This window comes from Streptomyces sp. LN549 (assembly GCF_043203805.1).
GTDB lineage: Bacteria > Actinomycetota > Actinomycetes > Streptomycetales > Streptomycetaceae > Streptomyces.
On sequence record NZ_JAZHRI010000002.1, the window covers coordinates 5,803,194 to 5,819,397 of the forward strand.

At 72.2% G+C, this 16,204-nt stretch carries 12 protein-coding genes; 10 read left to right on the forward strand and 2 right to left on the reverse strand.

Annotated features, from left to right (window positions below):
• The first annotated feature begins 136 nt into the window (after nt 1–136).
• The 10 genes from SH922_RS26480 (at nt 137) to moeZ (ending at nt 12,791) form a co-directional block, all read left to right on the forward strand.
• On the forward strand, nt 137–232 hold the full coding sequence (locus SH922_RS26480; RefSeq protein ID WP_393060341.1) for an Ms4533A family Cys-rich leader peptide: 96 nt from the start codon (nt 137–139) through the stop codon (nt 230–232).
• A gap of 226 nt (nt 233–458) precedes the next feature.
• On the forward strand, nt 459–2,186 hold the full coding sequence (locus SH922_RS26485; protein WP_393060342.1) for an ABC transporter substrate-binding protein: 1,728 nt from the start codon (nt 459–461) through the stop codon (nt 2,184–2,186).
• 2 nt (nt 2,187–2,188) lie between these two features.
• Nucleotides 2,189–3,172 (forward strand): ABC transporter permease, encoded by a 984-nt coding sequence (locus tag SH922_RS26490; RefSeq protein WP_393060343.1) that lies wholly within the window; start codon nt 2,189–2,191, stop codon nt 3,170–3,172.
• On the forward strand, nt 3,169–4,158 hold the full coding sequence (locus SH922_RS26495; protein ID WP_393060344.1) for an ABC transporter permease: 990 nt from the start codon (nt 3,169–3,171) through the stop codon (nt 4,156–4,158). Before SH922_RS26490 ends, SH922_RS26495 begins: the two co-directional genes overlap by 4 nt.
• The gene (locus SH922_RS26500) at nt 4,155–5,747 is read left to right on the forward strand and encodes a dipeptide ABC transporter ATP-binding protein (protein ID WP_393060345.1); all 1,593 of its coding nucleotides are present in this window, start codon (nt 4,155–4,157) and stop codon (nt 5,745–5,747) included. The genes SH922_RS26495 and SH922_RS26500 overlap by 4 nt, the downstream gene beginning before the upstream one ends.
• 190 nt (nt 5,748–5,937) lie before the next feature.
• Nucleotides 5,938–7,866 (forward strand): DUF3492 domain-containing protein, encoded by a 1,929-nt coding sequence (locus SH922_RS26505; protein WP_393060346.1) that lies wholly within the window; start codon nt 5,938–5,940, stop codon nt 7,864–7,866.
• Between the two features lie 538 nt (nt 7,867–8,404).
• A complete protein-coding gene (locus tag SH922_RS26510) occupies nt 8,405–9,562 on the forward strand; it encodes a hypothetical protein (protein WP_393063697.1) in 1,158 nt (385 codons plus the stop codon).
• 157 nt (nt 9,563–9,719) lie between these two features.
• Nucleotides 9,720–10,685, forward strand: coding sequence for an NAD-dependent epimerase/dehydratase family protein (locus SH922_RS26515; protein ID WP_351002632.1), 966 nt, complete (start codon nt 9,720–9,722; stop codon nt 10,683–10,685).
• On the forward strand, nt 10,673–11,527 hold the full coding sequence (locus SH922_RS26520; RefSeq protein WP_393060347.1) for a spherulation-specific family 4 protein: 855 nt from the start codon (nt 10,673–10,675) through the stop codon (nt 11,525–11,527). The genes SH922_RS26515 and SH922_RS26520 overlap by 13 nt, the downstream gene beginning before the upstream one ends.
• Nucleotides 11,528–11,612: 85 nt before the next feature.
• The gene (moeZ, locus tag SH922_RS26525; RefSeq protein ID WP_136329481.1) at nt 11,613–12,791 is read left to right on the forward strand and encodes an adenylyltransferase/sulfurtransferase MoeZ; all 1,179 of its coding nucleotides are present in this window, start codon (nt 11,613–11,615) and stop codon (nt 12,789–12,791) included.
• A gap of 132 nt (nt 12,792–12,923) precedes the next feature.
• Here the strand turns inward: moeZ and SH922_RS26530 are convergent, their stop codons facing one another.
• Nucleotides 12,924–14,498, reverse strand: coding sequence for an alpha/beta hydrolase (locus SH922_RS26530; RefSeq protein WP_393060348.1), 1,575 nt, complete (start codon nt 14,496–14,498; stop codon nt 12,924–12,926).
• A gap of 72 nt (nt 14,499–14,570) precedes the next feature.
• Entirely contained in the window at nt 14,571–16,157 is a 1,587-nt protein-coding gene (locus SH922_RS26535) for an alpha/beta hydrolase (RefSeq protein ID WP_393060349.1), read from the reverse strand.
• Between the last annotated feature and the right edge of the window lie 47 nt (nt 16,158–16,204).

Here is a 16,204-nt window from a genome sequence, read left to right on the forward strand (position 1 = left end):
GCGGTTGCCCGGCTGCCCCGGCGAGACTCCGTGAGGGCGGCCCGCACGGAGCCCGCTCCGGGCGGCCGTCCGCATGATGAGATGACCGTCTCATATCGCGTTGACATCGGTCGGGCCGTCACCGATATTTCTCGGCATGTCACGCAGCTTCGTCACCTCCGATCACGCCGCCATTGAGCTGGCGCTCATCGGCGTGACCGGGCACAGCGTCGCCGACATCGACTGTTGCTGACGCCTGCCCGCGTGCGCGTCGGCCCCCGTCCGAGCCCTGATGGCCCGGACCGCCCTTCCCCGACAGCCGCGCCCGGGCGTACTCCGTCCGCAGGCGCGGCAGTTCCAGTGTTCCGGTCACCTTCACCCGTTCCGACCGGTTGTGTGCACATGTCTCTCGTCGCCGCCTGCACGGAATCACTTTCTGTTTCCTTCATTCAGGCAGTACTCCGAGAGGTCATCTTCCGATGCGTCATCCGTCCGTCATATCGCGCCGCGTAGCAGCGGCCGCCGCAGTACTCGCCGTGGCCGCGGGAGCCGCGGCCTGCGGCCCCGAGGGCAGCAGCAAGGGCAGCGACGGCACCTCCGGCGCGGCGGGCGCGCCCAAGAAGGGCGGCACGCTGACCGTCCTCAACGCCAGCCCGCAGGAGGACTTCGACCCCGCGCGGCTCTACACCTCCGGCGGCGGCAACGTCCCCTCCCTCGTCTTCCGCACGCTCACCACCCGCAACCGCGAGGACGGCGCCGCGGGCTCGAAGGTCGTCCCCGACCTGGCGACCGACCTGGGCACGCCCAGCAAGAACGCCACCGTCTGGACGTACACCCTCAAGGACGGCATCAAGTACGAGGACGGCACCGCGATCACGAGCGCCGACATCAAGTACGGCATCGAGCGCTCCTTCGCGGCCGAGCTCTCCGGCGGCGCGCCCTACCTGCGCGACTGGCTCATCGGCGGGGCCGACTACCAGGGCCCGTACAAGGACAAGAAGGGCCTCGCTTCGATCGAGACGCCCGACGCGAAGACCATCGTCTTCCACCTCAACAAGCCCGAGGGCGAGTTCCCCTTCCTGGCCACGCAGACGCAGACCACCCCGGTGCCGAAGGCCAAGGACACCGGCACGAAGTACGAGGAGCACCCGGTCTCCTCGGGTCCGTACAAGGTCGTCAGGAACGAGGGCGACGGCGAGCGCCTCATCCTGGAGCGCAACACCCACTGGTCGGCCGCCACCGACGAGGAGCGCAAGGCCTACCCCGACCGGATCGACGTCCGTTCCGGGCTCGACTCCGCCGTCATCAACCAGCGGCTGGCCGCCTCGCAGGGTGCCGACGCCGCGGCCGTCACCACCGACACCAACCTCGGCCCGGCCGAGCTCGCCAAGGTCAGCGGCGACAAGAAGCTCGCCGCCCGCGTCGGCACCGGCCACTTCGGATACACCAACTACATCGCCTTCAACCCGAAGGTGAAGCCGTTCGACAACCCGAAGGTGCGCCAGGCGATCTCGTACGCCGTCGACCGCACCTCCGTCGTCAACGCCGCCGGCGGCTCCGCGCTCGCCGAGCCCGCCACCACCTTCCTGCCCGACCAGGCCTCCTTCGGCTACACGCCGTACGACGCCTTCCCGGCAGGCAGGAACGGCAACGCGGCCAAGGCGAAGGAACTGCTGAAGGAGGCGGGTTATCCCAAGGGGCTGACCGTCACCCTCACGCACAACAACGACAAGAACTTCGAGACCAGCCCGGAGATCGCCACCGCGCTCCAGGAGGCGCTGAAGAAGGCCGGCATCACCGTCAGGCTCCAGGGCCTGGAGGACAACGCCTACTCGGACACCGTCTACAACGTGAAGACCGAGCCCGGCTTCTTCCTCGGCGGCTGGGGTGCCGACTGGCCCTCGGGCGGTCCGTTCTTCGCCCCGATCTTCGACGGACGCCAGATCGTCAAGGCCGGGTACAACTTCAACTCCGCCCAGCTGAACGACCCCGCGGTCAACAAGGAGATCGACGAGATCAACAAGCTGACCGACCTGAGCGCCGCCGCCAAGCGCTGGGGCGCGCTCGACAAGAAGGTCGGTGAGCAGGCACTGACCGTGCCGCTGTTCCACCCCGTCTACAAGCGTCTGTACGGCGGGTCCGTCAAGAACGTCGTGATCAGCGACTGGACCGGCCTGCTCGACATCTCGCAGGTCGCGGTCAAGTAACCATGGCCGAAGCACTGCTGGTCAAGGAGGCGGGGGCCGTCGCGGCCCCCGCCTCCGGGGCCCATCCGTTCTGGCGGCGGCTGCGCGCCCGCCGCGCCGCCCTCGTGGCGGCGGCCGTCGTCGCCCTGCTGGTCCTCCTCGCGCTCGCCGCGCCGCTGCTCACGGGCATCGAGGGCCAGAACCCCACCGCGTACCACCCCGACCTCGTCGACTCCGCCACCGGCGGGGTCCCGCTCGGCTCCTTCGGCGGGATCAGCGCCGAGCACTGGCTCGGCGTCGAACCGCTCACCGGACGCGACCTGTTCGCCCGCGTCGCGTACGGCGCCCGCGTCTCGCTCGGCGTCGCACTCGGGGCGACCCTGCTCCAGGTGGCCATCGGTGTCGTCATCGGCCTCTCGGCCGGTCTCGGCAAGCGCTTCGTCGACCAGGCGCTGAGCCGGGTCACCGACGTCGTGGTCGCCCTGCCGGTCATGGTGACCGCGCTCGGCGCGCTCGCCGTCGTCCCGGCGGGCTTCCCCCGCCCGGTGCTGATCTCCGTGATCGTCGGCCTGGTCGGCTGGTCGGGGATCTCGAAGATCGTGCGCGCCCAGACGCTGTCCCTCAAGTCGCGCGACCACGTCGCGGCCGCCCGGCTCAGTGGCTGGGGCTCCTGGCAGATCGCCAGGCGCGAGCTGCTGCCCGCGCTGGCCGCACCCGTCATCACGTACGCCGTCCTGCTCTTCCCCGCCAACATCGTCGTCGAGGCGGCCCTGTCCTTCCTCGGCGTCGGCATCAAACCGCCCACGCCGTCCTGGGGACAGATGCTCAGCGACGCCGACACCTGGTACCAGGCGGCGCCCACCTATCTGCTCATCCCGGCCCTGCTGCTCTTCGTCACCGTGCTGGCGCTCACCGTCCTCGGTGAGGGCGTGCGCACCGCGCTCGACCCGCGCGCCGCCTCCCGGCTGCGGATCGGCACCGGGCGCAAGAAGGAGGCAGGAGCATGAGCGGATTCCTGCTGCGACGCCTCGGCGGGGCGCTGTTCGTCCTCCTCGCCCTGAGCGTCGTCGTCTACGCCGCCTTCTATGTCGCCCCGGGCGACGTCGCGCAGATCGCCTGCGGACCGCGCTGCTCGCCCGCGCAGGTCGCCCAGGTCAGCGAGCAACTGCGCCTCGGCGATCCGGTGTACGTGCAGTACGCGCACTTCCTCCAGAGCCTGGTCGCGGGCCGTGACTACTCCACCGGAACCGGTGTGGTGCACTGCCAGGCCCCGTGCCTGGGACTCTCCTACCAGAGCGGTCAGCAGGTCACCCAGCTGATCCTCGCCAAGCTGCCCGCCACCGCCTCGCTCGCCGTCGGGGCCTTCGTGCTGTGGATGCTGCTCGGGGTCGGCACCGGACTGCTCTCGGTGTGGCGGCGCGGCCGCCTCACCGAGCGCATCCTCACCGGGATCACCCTGGCCGGCATGGCCACGCCCGTCTTCGTGATCGGCCTGCTGCTGATCATCATCTGCGTCACGGCGCTCCAGATCCTGCCCTTCCCCGACTACGTCCCGTTCACCGAGGACCCGGAGCAGTGGGCCTGGAACCTGCTGCTGCCCTGGATCTCGCTCGCGCTCATCTCCGCCGCCCCGTACGCCCGGATGACCCGGGCCTCGATGCTGGAGACGCTGGCCGAGGACCATGTGCGCACCTTCAGGGCGTACGGGGTCAGCGAGCGGACGATCGTCGGACGGCACGCGCTGCGCGGCGCCCTGGCCCCGGTGATCGCACTCGGCGCACTCGACGTCGGCTCGATGTTCGGCGGCGCCGTGCTCACCGAGTCGCTCTTCGGGATCCCGGGCGTCGGGCGTGAACTCGTCGAGGCCGTCAAGCAGGTGGACCTCCCGGTCGTCGTCGGTCTGGTGCTCGTCACCGGATTCTTCGTCGTCCTTGCCAATGCCGTCGCGGACATCCTCCAGGCGATGGCCGACCGACGGGTGGTGCTGTCATGAGTCTCGTCGAGGTCACCGATCTCTCGATCTCGTTCGGCGACGTGCACGCGGTGCGCGGACTGTCGTTCTCGCTGGAGGCGGGCGGCGCGCTCGGCGTCGTCGGCGAGTCCGGCTCCGGAAAGAGCGCCTCGGCGTACGCGCTGCTCGGCCTGCACCGGGGGACCGGTGCGAAGGTCGGCGGCTCGGTCCGGGTCGCGGGAGTGGACGTCCAGGCCGCGGGCGACGCGGAACTGCGGGGGCTGCGCGGGGCGAAGGCCGCGATGGTCTTCCAGGACCCGCTCTCCTCGCTGGACCCGTACTACGCGGTCGGCGACCAGATCGCCCAGGTGTACCGCGTGCACCACCGCGTCACCCGGCGGGCGGCGCGCGCCCGGGCCGTGGAGGTGCTGGACCGGGTCGGGATCCCCGACGCGGTGCGCCGCTCCCGGTCCCGGCCGCACGAGTTCTCCGGCGGCATGCGCCAGCGGGCGCTGATCGCGATGGCGCTGGCGTGCGAACCCCAGCTGCTGATCGCCGACGAGCCGACGACCGCGCTCGACGTCACCGTCCAGGCCCAGATCCTCGACCTGCTGCACGATCTGCGCCGCGAGACGGGCATGGGACTGCTGCTGGTCACCCATGACGTGGGCGTGGCGGCCGAGTCGGTGGACGAGGTGCTCGTCATGCGGTCGGGGATAGCCGTGGAACGCGGGCCGGTGGCCGAGGTGCTCGGCGCGCCCCGCGAGCCGTACACGAAGGCGCTGCTGTCAGCCGTGCCGCGCATCGACCCCGGGCCCGGCGGCTCTGCCGCCGCGACCGCGGGAGCGGCGCACGCCGGGGCCGAGGTGCTGGTCGAGGCCGAGGACGTGCGGCAGGTGTTCGGCCGGGGGAAGTCCGCCCTGGCCGCCGTCGACGGGGTCTCCCTCACCGTCCGGCGCGGCGAGACGCTCGGCATCGTCGGCGAGAGCGGCAGCGGCAAGACCACCCTGGGGCGGATGCTCGTCGGTCTGCTGGAACCCACGTCCGGCCGGCTCGGCCGGGCGGCCCGGGTGCAGATGGTCTTCCAGGACCCGGTCTCCTCGCTCAACCCGCGCCGCTCCGTCGGCGAGTCGGTCGCCGACCCGCTGCGGGCGCGCGGGGAGCGCGACGAGGAGGCGATCAGGGCGCGCGTGAGGGACCTGCTGGAGCGTGTCGGACTCGACCCGGAGCAGTACGACCGCTATCCGCACGAGTTCAGCGGCGGCCAGCGCCAACGCGTCGGCATCGCGCGGGCCCTGGCCGCCGAGCCCGAACTCATCGTCTGCGACGAGGCGGTCTCCGCGCTCGACGTGACGACCCAGGCCCAGGTGACCGCCCTGCTGGCGGAACTCCAGCAGGAGCTGGGGCTCGCCCTGGTCTTCATCGCCCACGACCTCGCTGTCGTACGGCAGGTGAGCGACCGGGTCGCCGTCATGCGACGGGGCCGGATCGTCGAGGAGGGCCCGGTGGAGCAGGTGTACGCGGACCCCCGCGACCCGTACACCCGGCAGTTGCTGGCCGCCGTGCCCGCCCTCGATCCGGCCCTCGCGGCGGTACGCCGCGCGGCCCGCAAGGAGCTGGCCGCAGCCTGACGGCAGGTGACCCACCGCTTCCATAGCGCGACAGAACGCTACCGGGGTGGGAAAGTTACGCCGGTTCACCCCTTTCGGTGGTGCGACGGACAACCGTCCGTCGCACCACGGGCCTATCCGCTTACGGTCGTCCCGCTGCGAGTCGCCGATCCAACGGCGGCCGCTCACAAGGGAGATCGGGGGTGTGCTCGTGCGGATCGGATTGCTCACAGACGGTGGTTATCCGTATGCGTCCGGTGAGTCCAGACTCTGGTGCGACCGTCTGGTGCGCGGGCTCGCGCAGCACGAGTTCGATCTCTTCGCGCTCAGCCGCAGCGCCGAACAGGAGGCGCAGGGCTGGGTCCAGCTCCCGGTCCAGGTCAGCCGGGTGCGGACGGCGCCCCTGTGGACCGCCGACGAGGACACCCTCGGCCTCCACGCCCCCAGAGGCCTGCTCCCGCGGCTGCTGACCGGCGGGGGCGCGCGAACGTACGGGCGGCGCGAACGGCGGCGCTTCATCACCCACTTCACGGCCCTCGCGGCCTCGGTGTGCGTGGCGGGTGCGACGGGCGGCGAGCGGAGCGACGGGGGCGAGGGCGCAGGTCGCGGCGGGTCGCCGGATGCCGCGGGCGGCGACGGCCGTGGCGGGGTGGCCGACGGCGCCGCGGACTCCGGCCGTGACGGGTCGGCCGGCGCGGAGAGCGGTGCGTCGCCCGGTTCGGTGGCGGGCGGCCCGGACGCGCGGGCGGCGGACGGCCAGTTCACGGAAGGCCTTTACGGGCTCGCCGAACTGGCTTGCGAGCACGGTGGGCTTCCGGCCGCCCTCCGCTCCGAGACCGCGGTGCGGATCCTTGAGACCGCCTGCCGCGCCCACGGCACCGGACGCACCGTCCAGTCCGCCACCGTCCCCGATCTCCTCGCCTTCGCCCGGGAGCTCGACCGGGTGCTGCGCCCACTCTCGCTCGACTGGTACGACGAGGAGAGCCTCGGCGCCGTCGACCTCTGCCATGCCGCGTCCGGCGGGGCCGCCGCGCTGCCGGGACTGCTGGCCAAGCGCTTCTTCGGGGTGCCGCTGCTCGTCACCGAGCACGCCGTGCAGCTGCGCGCGCACTACCTCTCGGACACCGGTGCGCCGGTGAGTGCGCCGGTACGCGCACTGCTCGCCAACTTCCACGGGCGGCTCGCCGCCGAGGTGTACCGGCAGGCCGCGCTCATCACCCCCGGCAACACCCACGCCCGCCGCTGGCAGGAGCGTTGCGGCGCCGAACCCGCCAAGGTGCGCACGGTCTATCCCGGCATGGAGTCGGGCCGCTTCGCGGCGCTCGGCGAGAGCGAGGACGAGGGCGGCCCGGACACGCTGGTCTGGGTGGGCCGGATCGAGCCGGCCAAGGACCTGATCGCCCTGTTGCACGCCTTCGCCGAGGTGCGCAGGGCCGAGCCCGACGCCCGGTTGCGCATCATCGGTGCGGCGGCCCAGGGGCCGGAGGGCGCCGCCTATCTCGCGCACTGCCGGTCGCTCGCAGCCCAGTTGTTCCCCGACGAGGCCGTGGACGCGCACGCCGTCGGCGACAGCCCGGTCTCCTTCGAGGACATCGGTGGGGCCGAGGTCCCCGATCTCGTCCAGGCGTACGCGGCGGGCGGGGTCGTGGTGCTCTCCAGCGTGGTCGAGGGTTTCCCGATCAGTCTGGTCGAGGCGATGTTCTGCGGCCGGGCGACGGTGTCCACGGATGTCGGCGCGGTCGTCGAGGTCATCGGCGGTACGGGACTCGTGGTGCCGCCGCGCAATCCACGGGCCCTCGCGGACGCCTGCCTGGCTCTGCTGCGCGACCCGGAGCGCCGTGCGCGCCTGGGAGCGGCGGCGCGTGCCCGCGCACTCGAACTCTTCACCGTCGAACAGAACCTCGCGGCATTTCGCGGCATTTACCTGGAGGTGATCTCGCAGGCGCCGGTGCGCAGGGGGCCGGTGCTGGACGCCGGTGGCGTACCGCGCCCCTTCGCCACGCCGCCGGAGGCCCATGTACTCGGTCTGTGGGCGGAGCCTGGGGACGGCCCCGGCCCGGGGGCGGCCGGGCGGACGCCCAGCTGGGCCGTGCAGGGAGTCGGCGCGGGAGCGCACGGCGTGGGGGACGGCGATGTGTGACCAGGAAGCGGCCGCCCCGGGCCGCCCGAACCGACCGGGTCCGACCGGTGCGCCCGGGGCAGTCGCTGCGCTGGGTGACGAGCACGGAGGAACGACGATGGGCCGCCCGACCGAAGTGCCCGAGGCGCTCGGCACGCCGATGACCAGCAGCAACGGGGACCATCGCTCATGGGTGGCGGCCTCCGGGACCCTGCTCACGGACGTCTCGGAGCCGGCGTGGGGGCTGTCCGCCGCACCACCGGACGGGGCAGCGGGTGCCCCGGTGGACGGTGCCGGGAGCGCGCGCCCGGCGCGGGACGACGCCTCCGGGAGCGCGCCGCACCCCGAGCCCGACACTGCGCCCGCGCACGCCTCCGGGCCGACTGCGCCCGAGCCGACCGCGCCCGGGCTGACTGCGCCCGAGCCGACCGCGCCCGGGCTGACTGCGCCCGAGCCGACCTCCACCCCAGCGCCCCTTGCCCCCGTACCCCCCGAAGCCGTTGTCGACGCGTCCCCCGCCCCTGAGGATCCGTCGCCGCGGTCGACGCCCCCCGAGGACCTGACGCCCCCCGACGACCCCGCGCAGCACCCGACCCCCCGGGCTCCCGAGGTCGCCCACACCGCTCCGGCGCGCAAACTCGCCACCGGGCGGCGCGGGCCCGCCGATCCTGTGAAATCCCTGATGCACCGGCACCGCGAGCTCTGTGAGCGGGCCGTCGACCCCCTGGAGATCGCCGCCGGACTGGAGGCCCACGGAGTCACCGACCGCACCGCCGCCCGCTACCGGCACCGCGATGTGTTCTCGCTCGCCGAGGAGCTGTTCGCGCGGGTTCCGGCTGTTGCGGGGGAGCCCGTGGGCGCGTCCTTCGCCCCGGCGCGCGACATCGACACGCGCGCCGCATGGTCGCTCCGGGCCTTGCTGCCCGGCGCCGCCTGCCTCGCGACCTTCGTCGCGCTGCGGCTCACCGAGGGCCTGCTCGACGGCGGGGCGCGGCTCGCCATCGGCATCGGCGGCGGTCTCCTCGCCTTCGTCGGGCTCGCGCTCGCCCTGCGTACCGGCCCCCTCTGCGCCGACGGCCGCTCGTCGGGCGCCGCGGGCCTGTTCGGCTGCTGGCTGCTCGGCTACGTCCTGTACGGCGACGCGCTGCTCCACCAGGTCCTCAGCGGCGGCCCCGAGGGTCCCTGGGACATCACCCCGGCGCCACTGCTCGGCCTCGCCGTGGCGGTCGCTCCCGCAGCCTGGTGCGCCCACCTCTTCTCCGTACACGCGCACCGCAAACTCAACGGCAGCCGCGCGCTGGAGGAGTTCGCCGCGGGTGTGCGCCCCCTGCTGTTCGCCGCTGTCGCGTTCTTCCTCTGCGTCCTCGGCGGGCTGTTGTACCTGGCCCGGCTCGGGATCGGTACGGGCGGCGCCCCGGTCGGGGCAGCGGCACTGGGCGTGCTGCTTCTGCTGGCCCGCCTCCTCACCGTCCACGGCTTCCCCGAACCGGCCGCCACCGGCCTCGCCGCCGCCTGTGCCGTCGAGGCCGCCGCCCCCGCCCTCGTCCTGGCCGGCCGGCTGCCCGGCCTCGATGCCCTCGCCCGCCCCGTGGACGCGCTCGTCGAGGCGGCGGGCACCGGGGCCGTACCAGCCGTCGCCTGCGGCGCGGCCGCGCTCGGCCTGCTGACCACCGCCACCGTCGCACTCTCCCGGGCGTCCGCCCACACCGCCGCCTGACCCCCGCACACCAGAACACCCCCGCACACCAGAACACCCGCGGAGCCGACGCCGCGGGCCTCTTCCCGAACCGCACACAACTGCTCAAGGAGACACCGGACATGACCCCCCAATACCTCGCACCGGCAGCCCGCCGTCGGCACCGAGGGGGCGCGCGATGAGGGTGCTGCTGCTCGGAGCCAACGGATTCCTCGGCCGGTTCGTGGCCGACCGGCTGCTCGCCGACCCCGCCGTCCACCTCACGGCGCTCGGCCGCGGCGACGACGCCGACGTACGGTTCGACCTCGCCGGCGGCAGCCCGGGAGCGCTCACTCGCTTCCTGGACGCCGTCCACCCCGGAGTCGTCGTCAACTGCGCCGGCGCCACCCGGGGCGGGGCCCGCGACCTGACCCGTCACAACACCGTCGCCGTCGCCACGGTCTGCGAGGCGATGCGGCGCAGCGGCTGCACCGCCCGGCTGGTCCAGGTCGGCTGCTCCTCGGAGTACGGACCCTCGCAGCCCGGTTCGTCCACGGCCGAGGACGCCATTCCCCGTCCCGGCGGCCCGTACGGCGTCAGCAAGCTCGCCGCCACCGAACTCGTCCTCGGCTCCGGCCTCGACGCGGTCGTGCTGAGGGTCTTCTCGCCGGTCGGCCCCGGCACCCCGGCCGGCTCCCCGCTCGGCCGGCTCGCCGAGGCGATGCGCCGCGCCATGCAGTCGGGCGACGGCGAGCTGAAGCTCAGCGGCCTCGGCGTACAGCGCGACTTCGTCGACGTCCGGGACGTCGCACGCGCCGTGCACGCGGCCTCGCTCTCCGCTGCGCAGGGCGTCGTCAACATCGGCACCGGGCGGGCCGTGCGCCTGCGCGACGCCGCGGCCGTCCTCGCCAAGGTCGCCGGATACGCGGGCGCACTCCACGAGCTGGACACGCCCCCCGCCCGCCTGCCCATCGGTGCCCCGCGGACCTCCGCCGAATCGGTCATGGAGCACCTCGCGGTCACCCCGTCCCCCTACCCGGACGGCTGCGGTGCCTGGCAGCAGGCTGACGTGCGCACCGCCAGGGACCGGCTCGGCTGGCGCCCCCGGATCAATCTGGAGGAGTCCCTCGCCGACATCTGGATGGAGGCGGCGTGCCGTATCTGACCAGTACCGGCACCGCACGCCGCACCAGCGGCGCCGAACAGCTCGGCTTCGGCGTCCCGGGGTACGCCCACCCGCTGCTCGCACCGGTCGAATGGGCTGAACTCGCCCGCCCCGGAACCCCGTTGCACTGGGCCGTCCTCGACATCGACAACGGCCCCGGTGCCCGCCCCGACCCGCACTGCCTGGAAGCCGCGGGCCGGCTCCGCAACGCCCGCGAACGGGCCGTGCACGGCGAGGAACCGCTCGACGCCGTGCGGGCCTCGGCCGGACGGCTGCTCGGCCGGCTCGACCTGGTCCAGGGCAACCGGCCCTTCGGCGAGCTGGTCGCCGACGCGCGGTCCTACCTGGACTGGTACCGCGTCGACGGCTTCTACCTGGACCGCTGCCCGGCCGAGCGCCAGGACCTCCCGGCCGTCCGCCGTCTCACCAGCACCCTCTCCGCCCTCCTGGCGGACAGCGACAGCGCGCAGCATGGCGCGCAGCACGGCGGGCATCTGGTGCTCGGGCACGACACCCATCCGTATCCGGGCTACGCGGAGGCCGCCGACCAGCTCGTCACCTTCCGCGGCGCGTGGACCGACTACCGCTGGTCGCAGGTGGCGGAGTGGACCGCCGCCTACCCGCCCGGCCGATTCGCCCACTTCGTCCACGGCGTCCCGCGCACCCATCTGGACGAGGCGGTGCGCATCGCCCGCTGGCAGGGTGCCGGGACGATCTTCTTCACGGACCGCACCGGAGAGGCGGATCCGGGAAAGGGACGCGGACAAAGTGATCCATTCGCGACTCTGCCCAGGTACTGGGACGAAATTGTCTCGCGGATCGGACCTGGTATCTCGGAATGAGAGGGGGCGTGGCAGTGTTACGGCAAGAACAACCGTACGTAGCCGAAGTACGTAGAAACCGACCACCTGCATTGTTGAGGTTCCTGTGTCGCTGCCACCCCTGGTCGAGCCAGCTGCTGAGCTCACCGTCGACGAGGTCCGCAGGTACTCCCGCCACCTGATCATCCCGGATGTCGGGATGGACGGGCAGAAGCGGCTGAAGAACGCGAAGGTGCTCTGTGTGGGCGCCGGCGGTCTCGGCTCCCCGGCTCTGATGTACCTGGCCGCCGCCGGTGTCGGAACGCTCGGCATCGTGGAGTTCGACGAGGTCGACGAGTCGAACCTGCAGCGCCAGATCATCCACAGCCAGGCCGACATCGGCCGGTCCAAGGCCCAGTCCGCCAAGGACTCGGTGCTGGGCATCAACCCGCTGGTGAACGTGATCCTTCACGAGGAACGGCTCGAAGCCGAGAACGTGATGGAGATCTTCGCCCAGTACGACCTGATCGTGGACGGCACGGACAACTTCGCCACCCGCTATCTCGTCAACGACGCCGCGGTGCTCCTGAACAAGCCGTACGTCTGGGGTTCGATCTACCGTTTCGACGGCCAGGCGTCCGTCTTCTGGTCCGAGCACGGTCCCTGCTACCGCTGCCTCTACCCGGAGCCGCCGCCCCCCGGCATGGTTCCGTCCTGCGCCGAGGGCGGTGTCCTGGGCGTGCTCTGCGCGTCCATCGGCTCCATCCAGGTCAACGAGGCCATCAAGCTGCTCGCCGGCATCGGTGACCCGCTCGTCGGCCGGCTGATGATCTACGACGCGCTGGAGATGCAGTACCGCCAGGTCAAGGTCCGCAAGGACCCCGACTGCGCGGTCTGCGGCGAGAACCCGACCGTCACCGAACTCATCGACTACGAGGCCTTCTGCGGCGTCGTGTCCGAGGAGGCCCAGGAGGCGGCGCTCGGCTCCACGATCACTCCCAAGCAGCTCAAGGAGTGGATCGACGCGGACGAGAAGATCGAGATCATCGACGTCCGTGAGCCGAACGAGTACGAGATCGTCTCGATCCCCGGCGCGAAGCTGATCCCGAAGAACGAGTTCCTGATGGGCAACGCCCTCCAGGACCTTCCGCAGGACAAGCGCATCGTGCTGCACTGCAAGACCGGTGTCCGCAGCGCCGAGGTCCTCGCGGTCCTCAAGTCGGCGGGCTTCGCCGACGCGGTGCACGTCGGCGGCGGCGTGATCGGCTGGGTCAACACGATCGAGCCCGAGAAGCCGGTGTACTAGGGTCTTCCGTTTGGATCAGGCCGGAGCCCGCGAGCCCGGCACGATCCACACGAGAGGCCTTAGAGGCTGAATGCTTCGAAGGGGCCGGTCCGCATCATGCGGGCCGGCCCCTTCGGCGTGCACACGGTTGCGCTACGAACAGGTCTTGCCGTCCGTGGGTACCTTCCCGTCCAGGAAGTACGTGTCCACCGTCGACGTCACACAGGTGTTGCCGCCGTAGGCGCCGTGCCCCTCACCCTTGTTGGTGAGCAGGATGCCGACGCCCTTGCCCAGCTCGTCCGCCATCTTCCGCGCACCCTCGTACGGGGTCGCCGGGTCGCCCGTCGTGCCCACGACCAGGATCGGACCGGCGCCCGGAGCGCTCGCCTCCGGGGTGTCGTGCTCGCCCGCCACCGGCCAGTCGGAGCACCAGCCCGCCGTGTCCCAGGCCAGGAACGGGCCGAAGACCGGGGACAGCTTCTTGAACTCGGGCAGCAACGCCTTCGCCTCGGCCGCCGTCGGCCGGGCCTTGGAGTCCGCGCAGGAGATGGCGCGCTGCGAGTGGTTCTGGGTGTCGTAATGGCCCTTCTCGTCGCGGCCGTTGTACGAGTCGGCGAGCTGCAGCAGCATGGAGCCGGTGCCGCCTTCCGCCTCGTCCAGGGCCTGCGTGAGCGTCGGCCAGCTGTCCTTGGAGTAGAGCGGCAGCACGATGCCGGTGATCGCCAGCGACTCGTTGAGCTCGCGGCCCGTACCGGTCGGCAGCGGCTTCGCGTCGATCCGCTTCAGCAGTGCGGCGATGCGCTGTGTCCCCTTCTCGGGGTCCTGGCCGCGGTCCTTGAGGTAGTTGTCCAGTGCCCGCTGGAAGCCGGTGGTCTGGTTGCGGGCGTGACCGGTGCTGTCCGCGGTCGGGTCGACGACGGCGTCGAAGACGGTGCGGCCCACGTTCTCGGGGAAGAGATGTGCGTAGGTGCCGCCCAGTTCGGTGCCGTACGACATACCGAAGTACGTCAGCTTCTTGTCACCGAGGACCTCGCGGATCAGGTCCATGTCCCGGGCGGCGTTCGTCGTGCCGACGAACGGCAGGACCTTGCCCGAGCGGCTCTCGCATCCCGCGCCGAAGCCGGCGCCGTCCTTCATGAACGCCGCCTCCTCCGCCGCCGTGTCCGGCGTCATGTCGACGTTCCGGTTGGCGCTGTCCTGCTCCCGGTCCGTGCGGCACCGCACCCCGGCGCTCTGTGACACCCCGCGCGGATCGAAACCCACCAGGTCGTAGCGGGTGTTGAGCGTTCCGTACGAACCGGCGGCGCGCGGCAGGATGGAGACGCCCGAGCCGCCCGGTCCGCCGAAGTTGAACAGCATCGAGCCGAGTCGCCGGCCCTTGTTCCGGGCCTCCTTGCGGATCAGCGCGATCCCGATCGTGTCTCCGTCCGGCTTCGCGTAGTCCAGCGGGACCTTGACCATCGTGCAGCGCCAGGCCGAGCCCGGGGCGCTGCCGCCCTCGGAGGCCTCGCAGCGGTTCCAGTCCAGGCGCTGCGAGGTGAGGGAGGCGGGCAGGGGCTTGTCGCTCGCCTCGGCCGACGGGGCGGCGGACGGTGAGCCGGCCGAAGCCGTGGTGCCGTCCGCCTGCTTGCCCGGCTTGTCGTCCGTGCCGTCCTCGCAGCCCGCGAGCACTCCCGTCAGCAGCAGTGCGGTGGCGGCCAGCGCCCCCGCCCGTACGTATGCGACCACGTGTACGTCCCTCCCCGTCGTGCCTGCCCGTCCGGCAGTTCGCGCCCATGGTAGGCGCGCGGACCGGCACGCCTATCGGCAGACCGTCCCGTCGGCCGGCACCTTTCCGTCCAGGAGGTAGCCGCCCACCGCCTTCTGCACACAGGAGCTGCCGCTGTTGTACGCGCCGTGGCCCTCGCCCCTGTACGTCATCTCCACGCCGACGCCCTCGCCCAGCTCCTCGGCCATCGCCTTCGCGCCCGCGTACGGAGTCGCCGGGTCGCCGGTGTTGCCGATGACCAGGACCGGGGCCGCGCCCTCGGCGCTGACGTCCGGGGTGTCCCAGGCGCCCGCCACCGGCCAGCCGGTGCACGCCATCAGACCCCAGCCGAGGTAGTCGCCGAAGACCGGTGAGGCGTCGTGGAACGCGGGAAGCTTCTCCTTGGTCTGGTCGAGGGTGAACCGCTGCTTGGAGTCGGCGCAGTTGATGGCGGTGTTGGCCGCGGCGGAGTTGTCGTAGTGGCCGTCCTCGGAGCGCCCGTTGAGGGAGTCAGCGAGGGCGAGGAGCAGTGCGCCGTCGCCGCCGTCGGCCTCGTCCACGCCCTGCTCCAGCAGGGGCCAGGTCTCCTTGGAGTAGAGCGCCGCCGCGATGCCGGTGGTGGCCTGCGTCTGCGTCAGCTTCCGGGAACCGATGCCCGGTACGGGCTCCTTCTCCAGCCGGTCGAGGAGGCCGGACACCCCCTGTTCGACCTCCTCGGCGGTGGCACCGGGCAGCTTGCAGGCGTCGCCCCGGTCCACACAGTCCTCGGCGAAGTTGTCCAGGGCGAGCTGGAAGCCCTTGGCCTGGCCGAGTGAGGACTGTTCGGCGTCCTCGGTCGGGTCGACCACCGCGTCCAGGACCGATCTGCCGACGTGTCCGGGGAACAAGTGCGCGTAGACGCCGCCCAGTTCGGTTCCGTACGAGATGCCGAAGTAGTAGAGCCTGTCGTCGCCGAGGACCTGGCGCATCAGGTCCATGTCGCGGGCCGCGTTCGTCGTCCCCACGAAGGGGAGCTCCTTGCCCGAGTTCTTCTCGCAGGCGTTCACGTACGTCTTCGTGGACTCGGTGAACTCCTTCTCCTCCGCCGCGTCGTCCGGCGTGCCGTCGCCCTCGTACCGCGCGTCCAGTTGCGCGTCGTCCTCGCACTCCACGCCCGCGCTGCGGCCGACTCCGCGCGGGTCGAAGCTCACCAGGTCGTACCGCGTGCGGAGCTTGTCGTACTCCGTGCCGAAGGCGGGCAGGGTGGCGACACCCGAAGCGCCGGGGCCGCCGAAGTTGAAGATGAGCGAGCCGATCCGCTTCTTCGCGTCCATCGCCTTCGCGCGGACCAGCGCCAGCTCGACGGTGTCGCCGTCCGGCTCCGCGTAGTCGAGCGGGACATTCATGAACGAGCACTCCCAGACGGCCCCGCCGGGCAGTGGGGAGGGCGAGGCTCCGCCGCCCTGTGCCTGGGAGGGGGCGGGGCACGGCGTCCACTTCAACTGCTGGGATGCGAGGCCGGCGGGGGTGGTGGTCGCGGCGGCCTCGGCGGGGCGGGGCGGGCTCTCCTTGCCGCCCCCGTCCGAACAGCCGGCGAGGGGGAGCAGCACGGTCACGGTGGCGGCGAGGGCCGCGGCGCGCAGGGCATGGGAGGTCCTCATCGCTCCATCGTGCGGCGGCGCCCCGGGGGGTGCACGGGGCGCCGGTC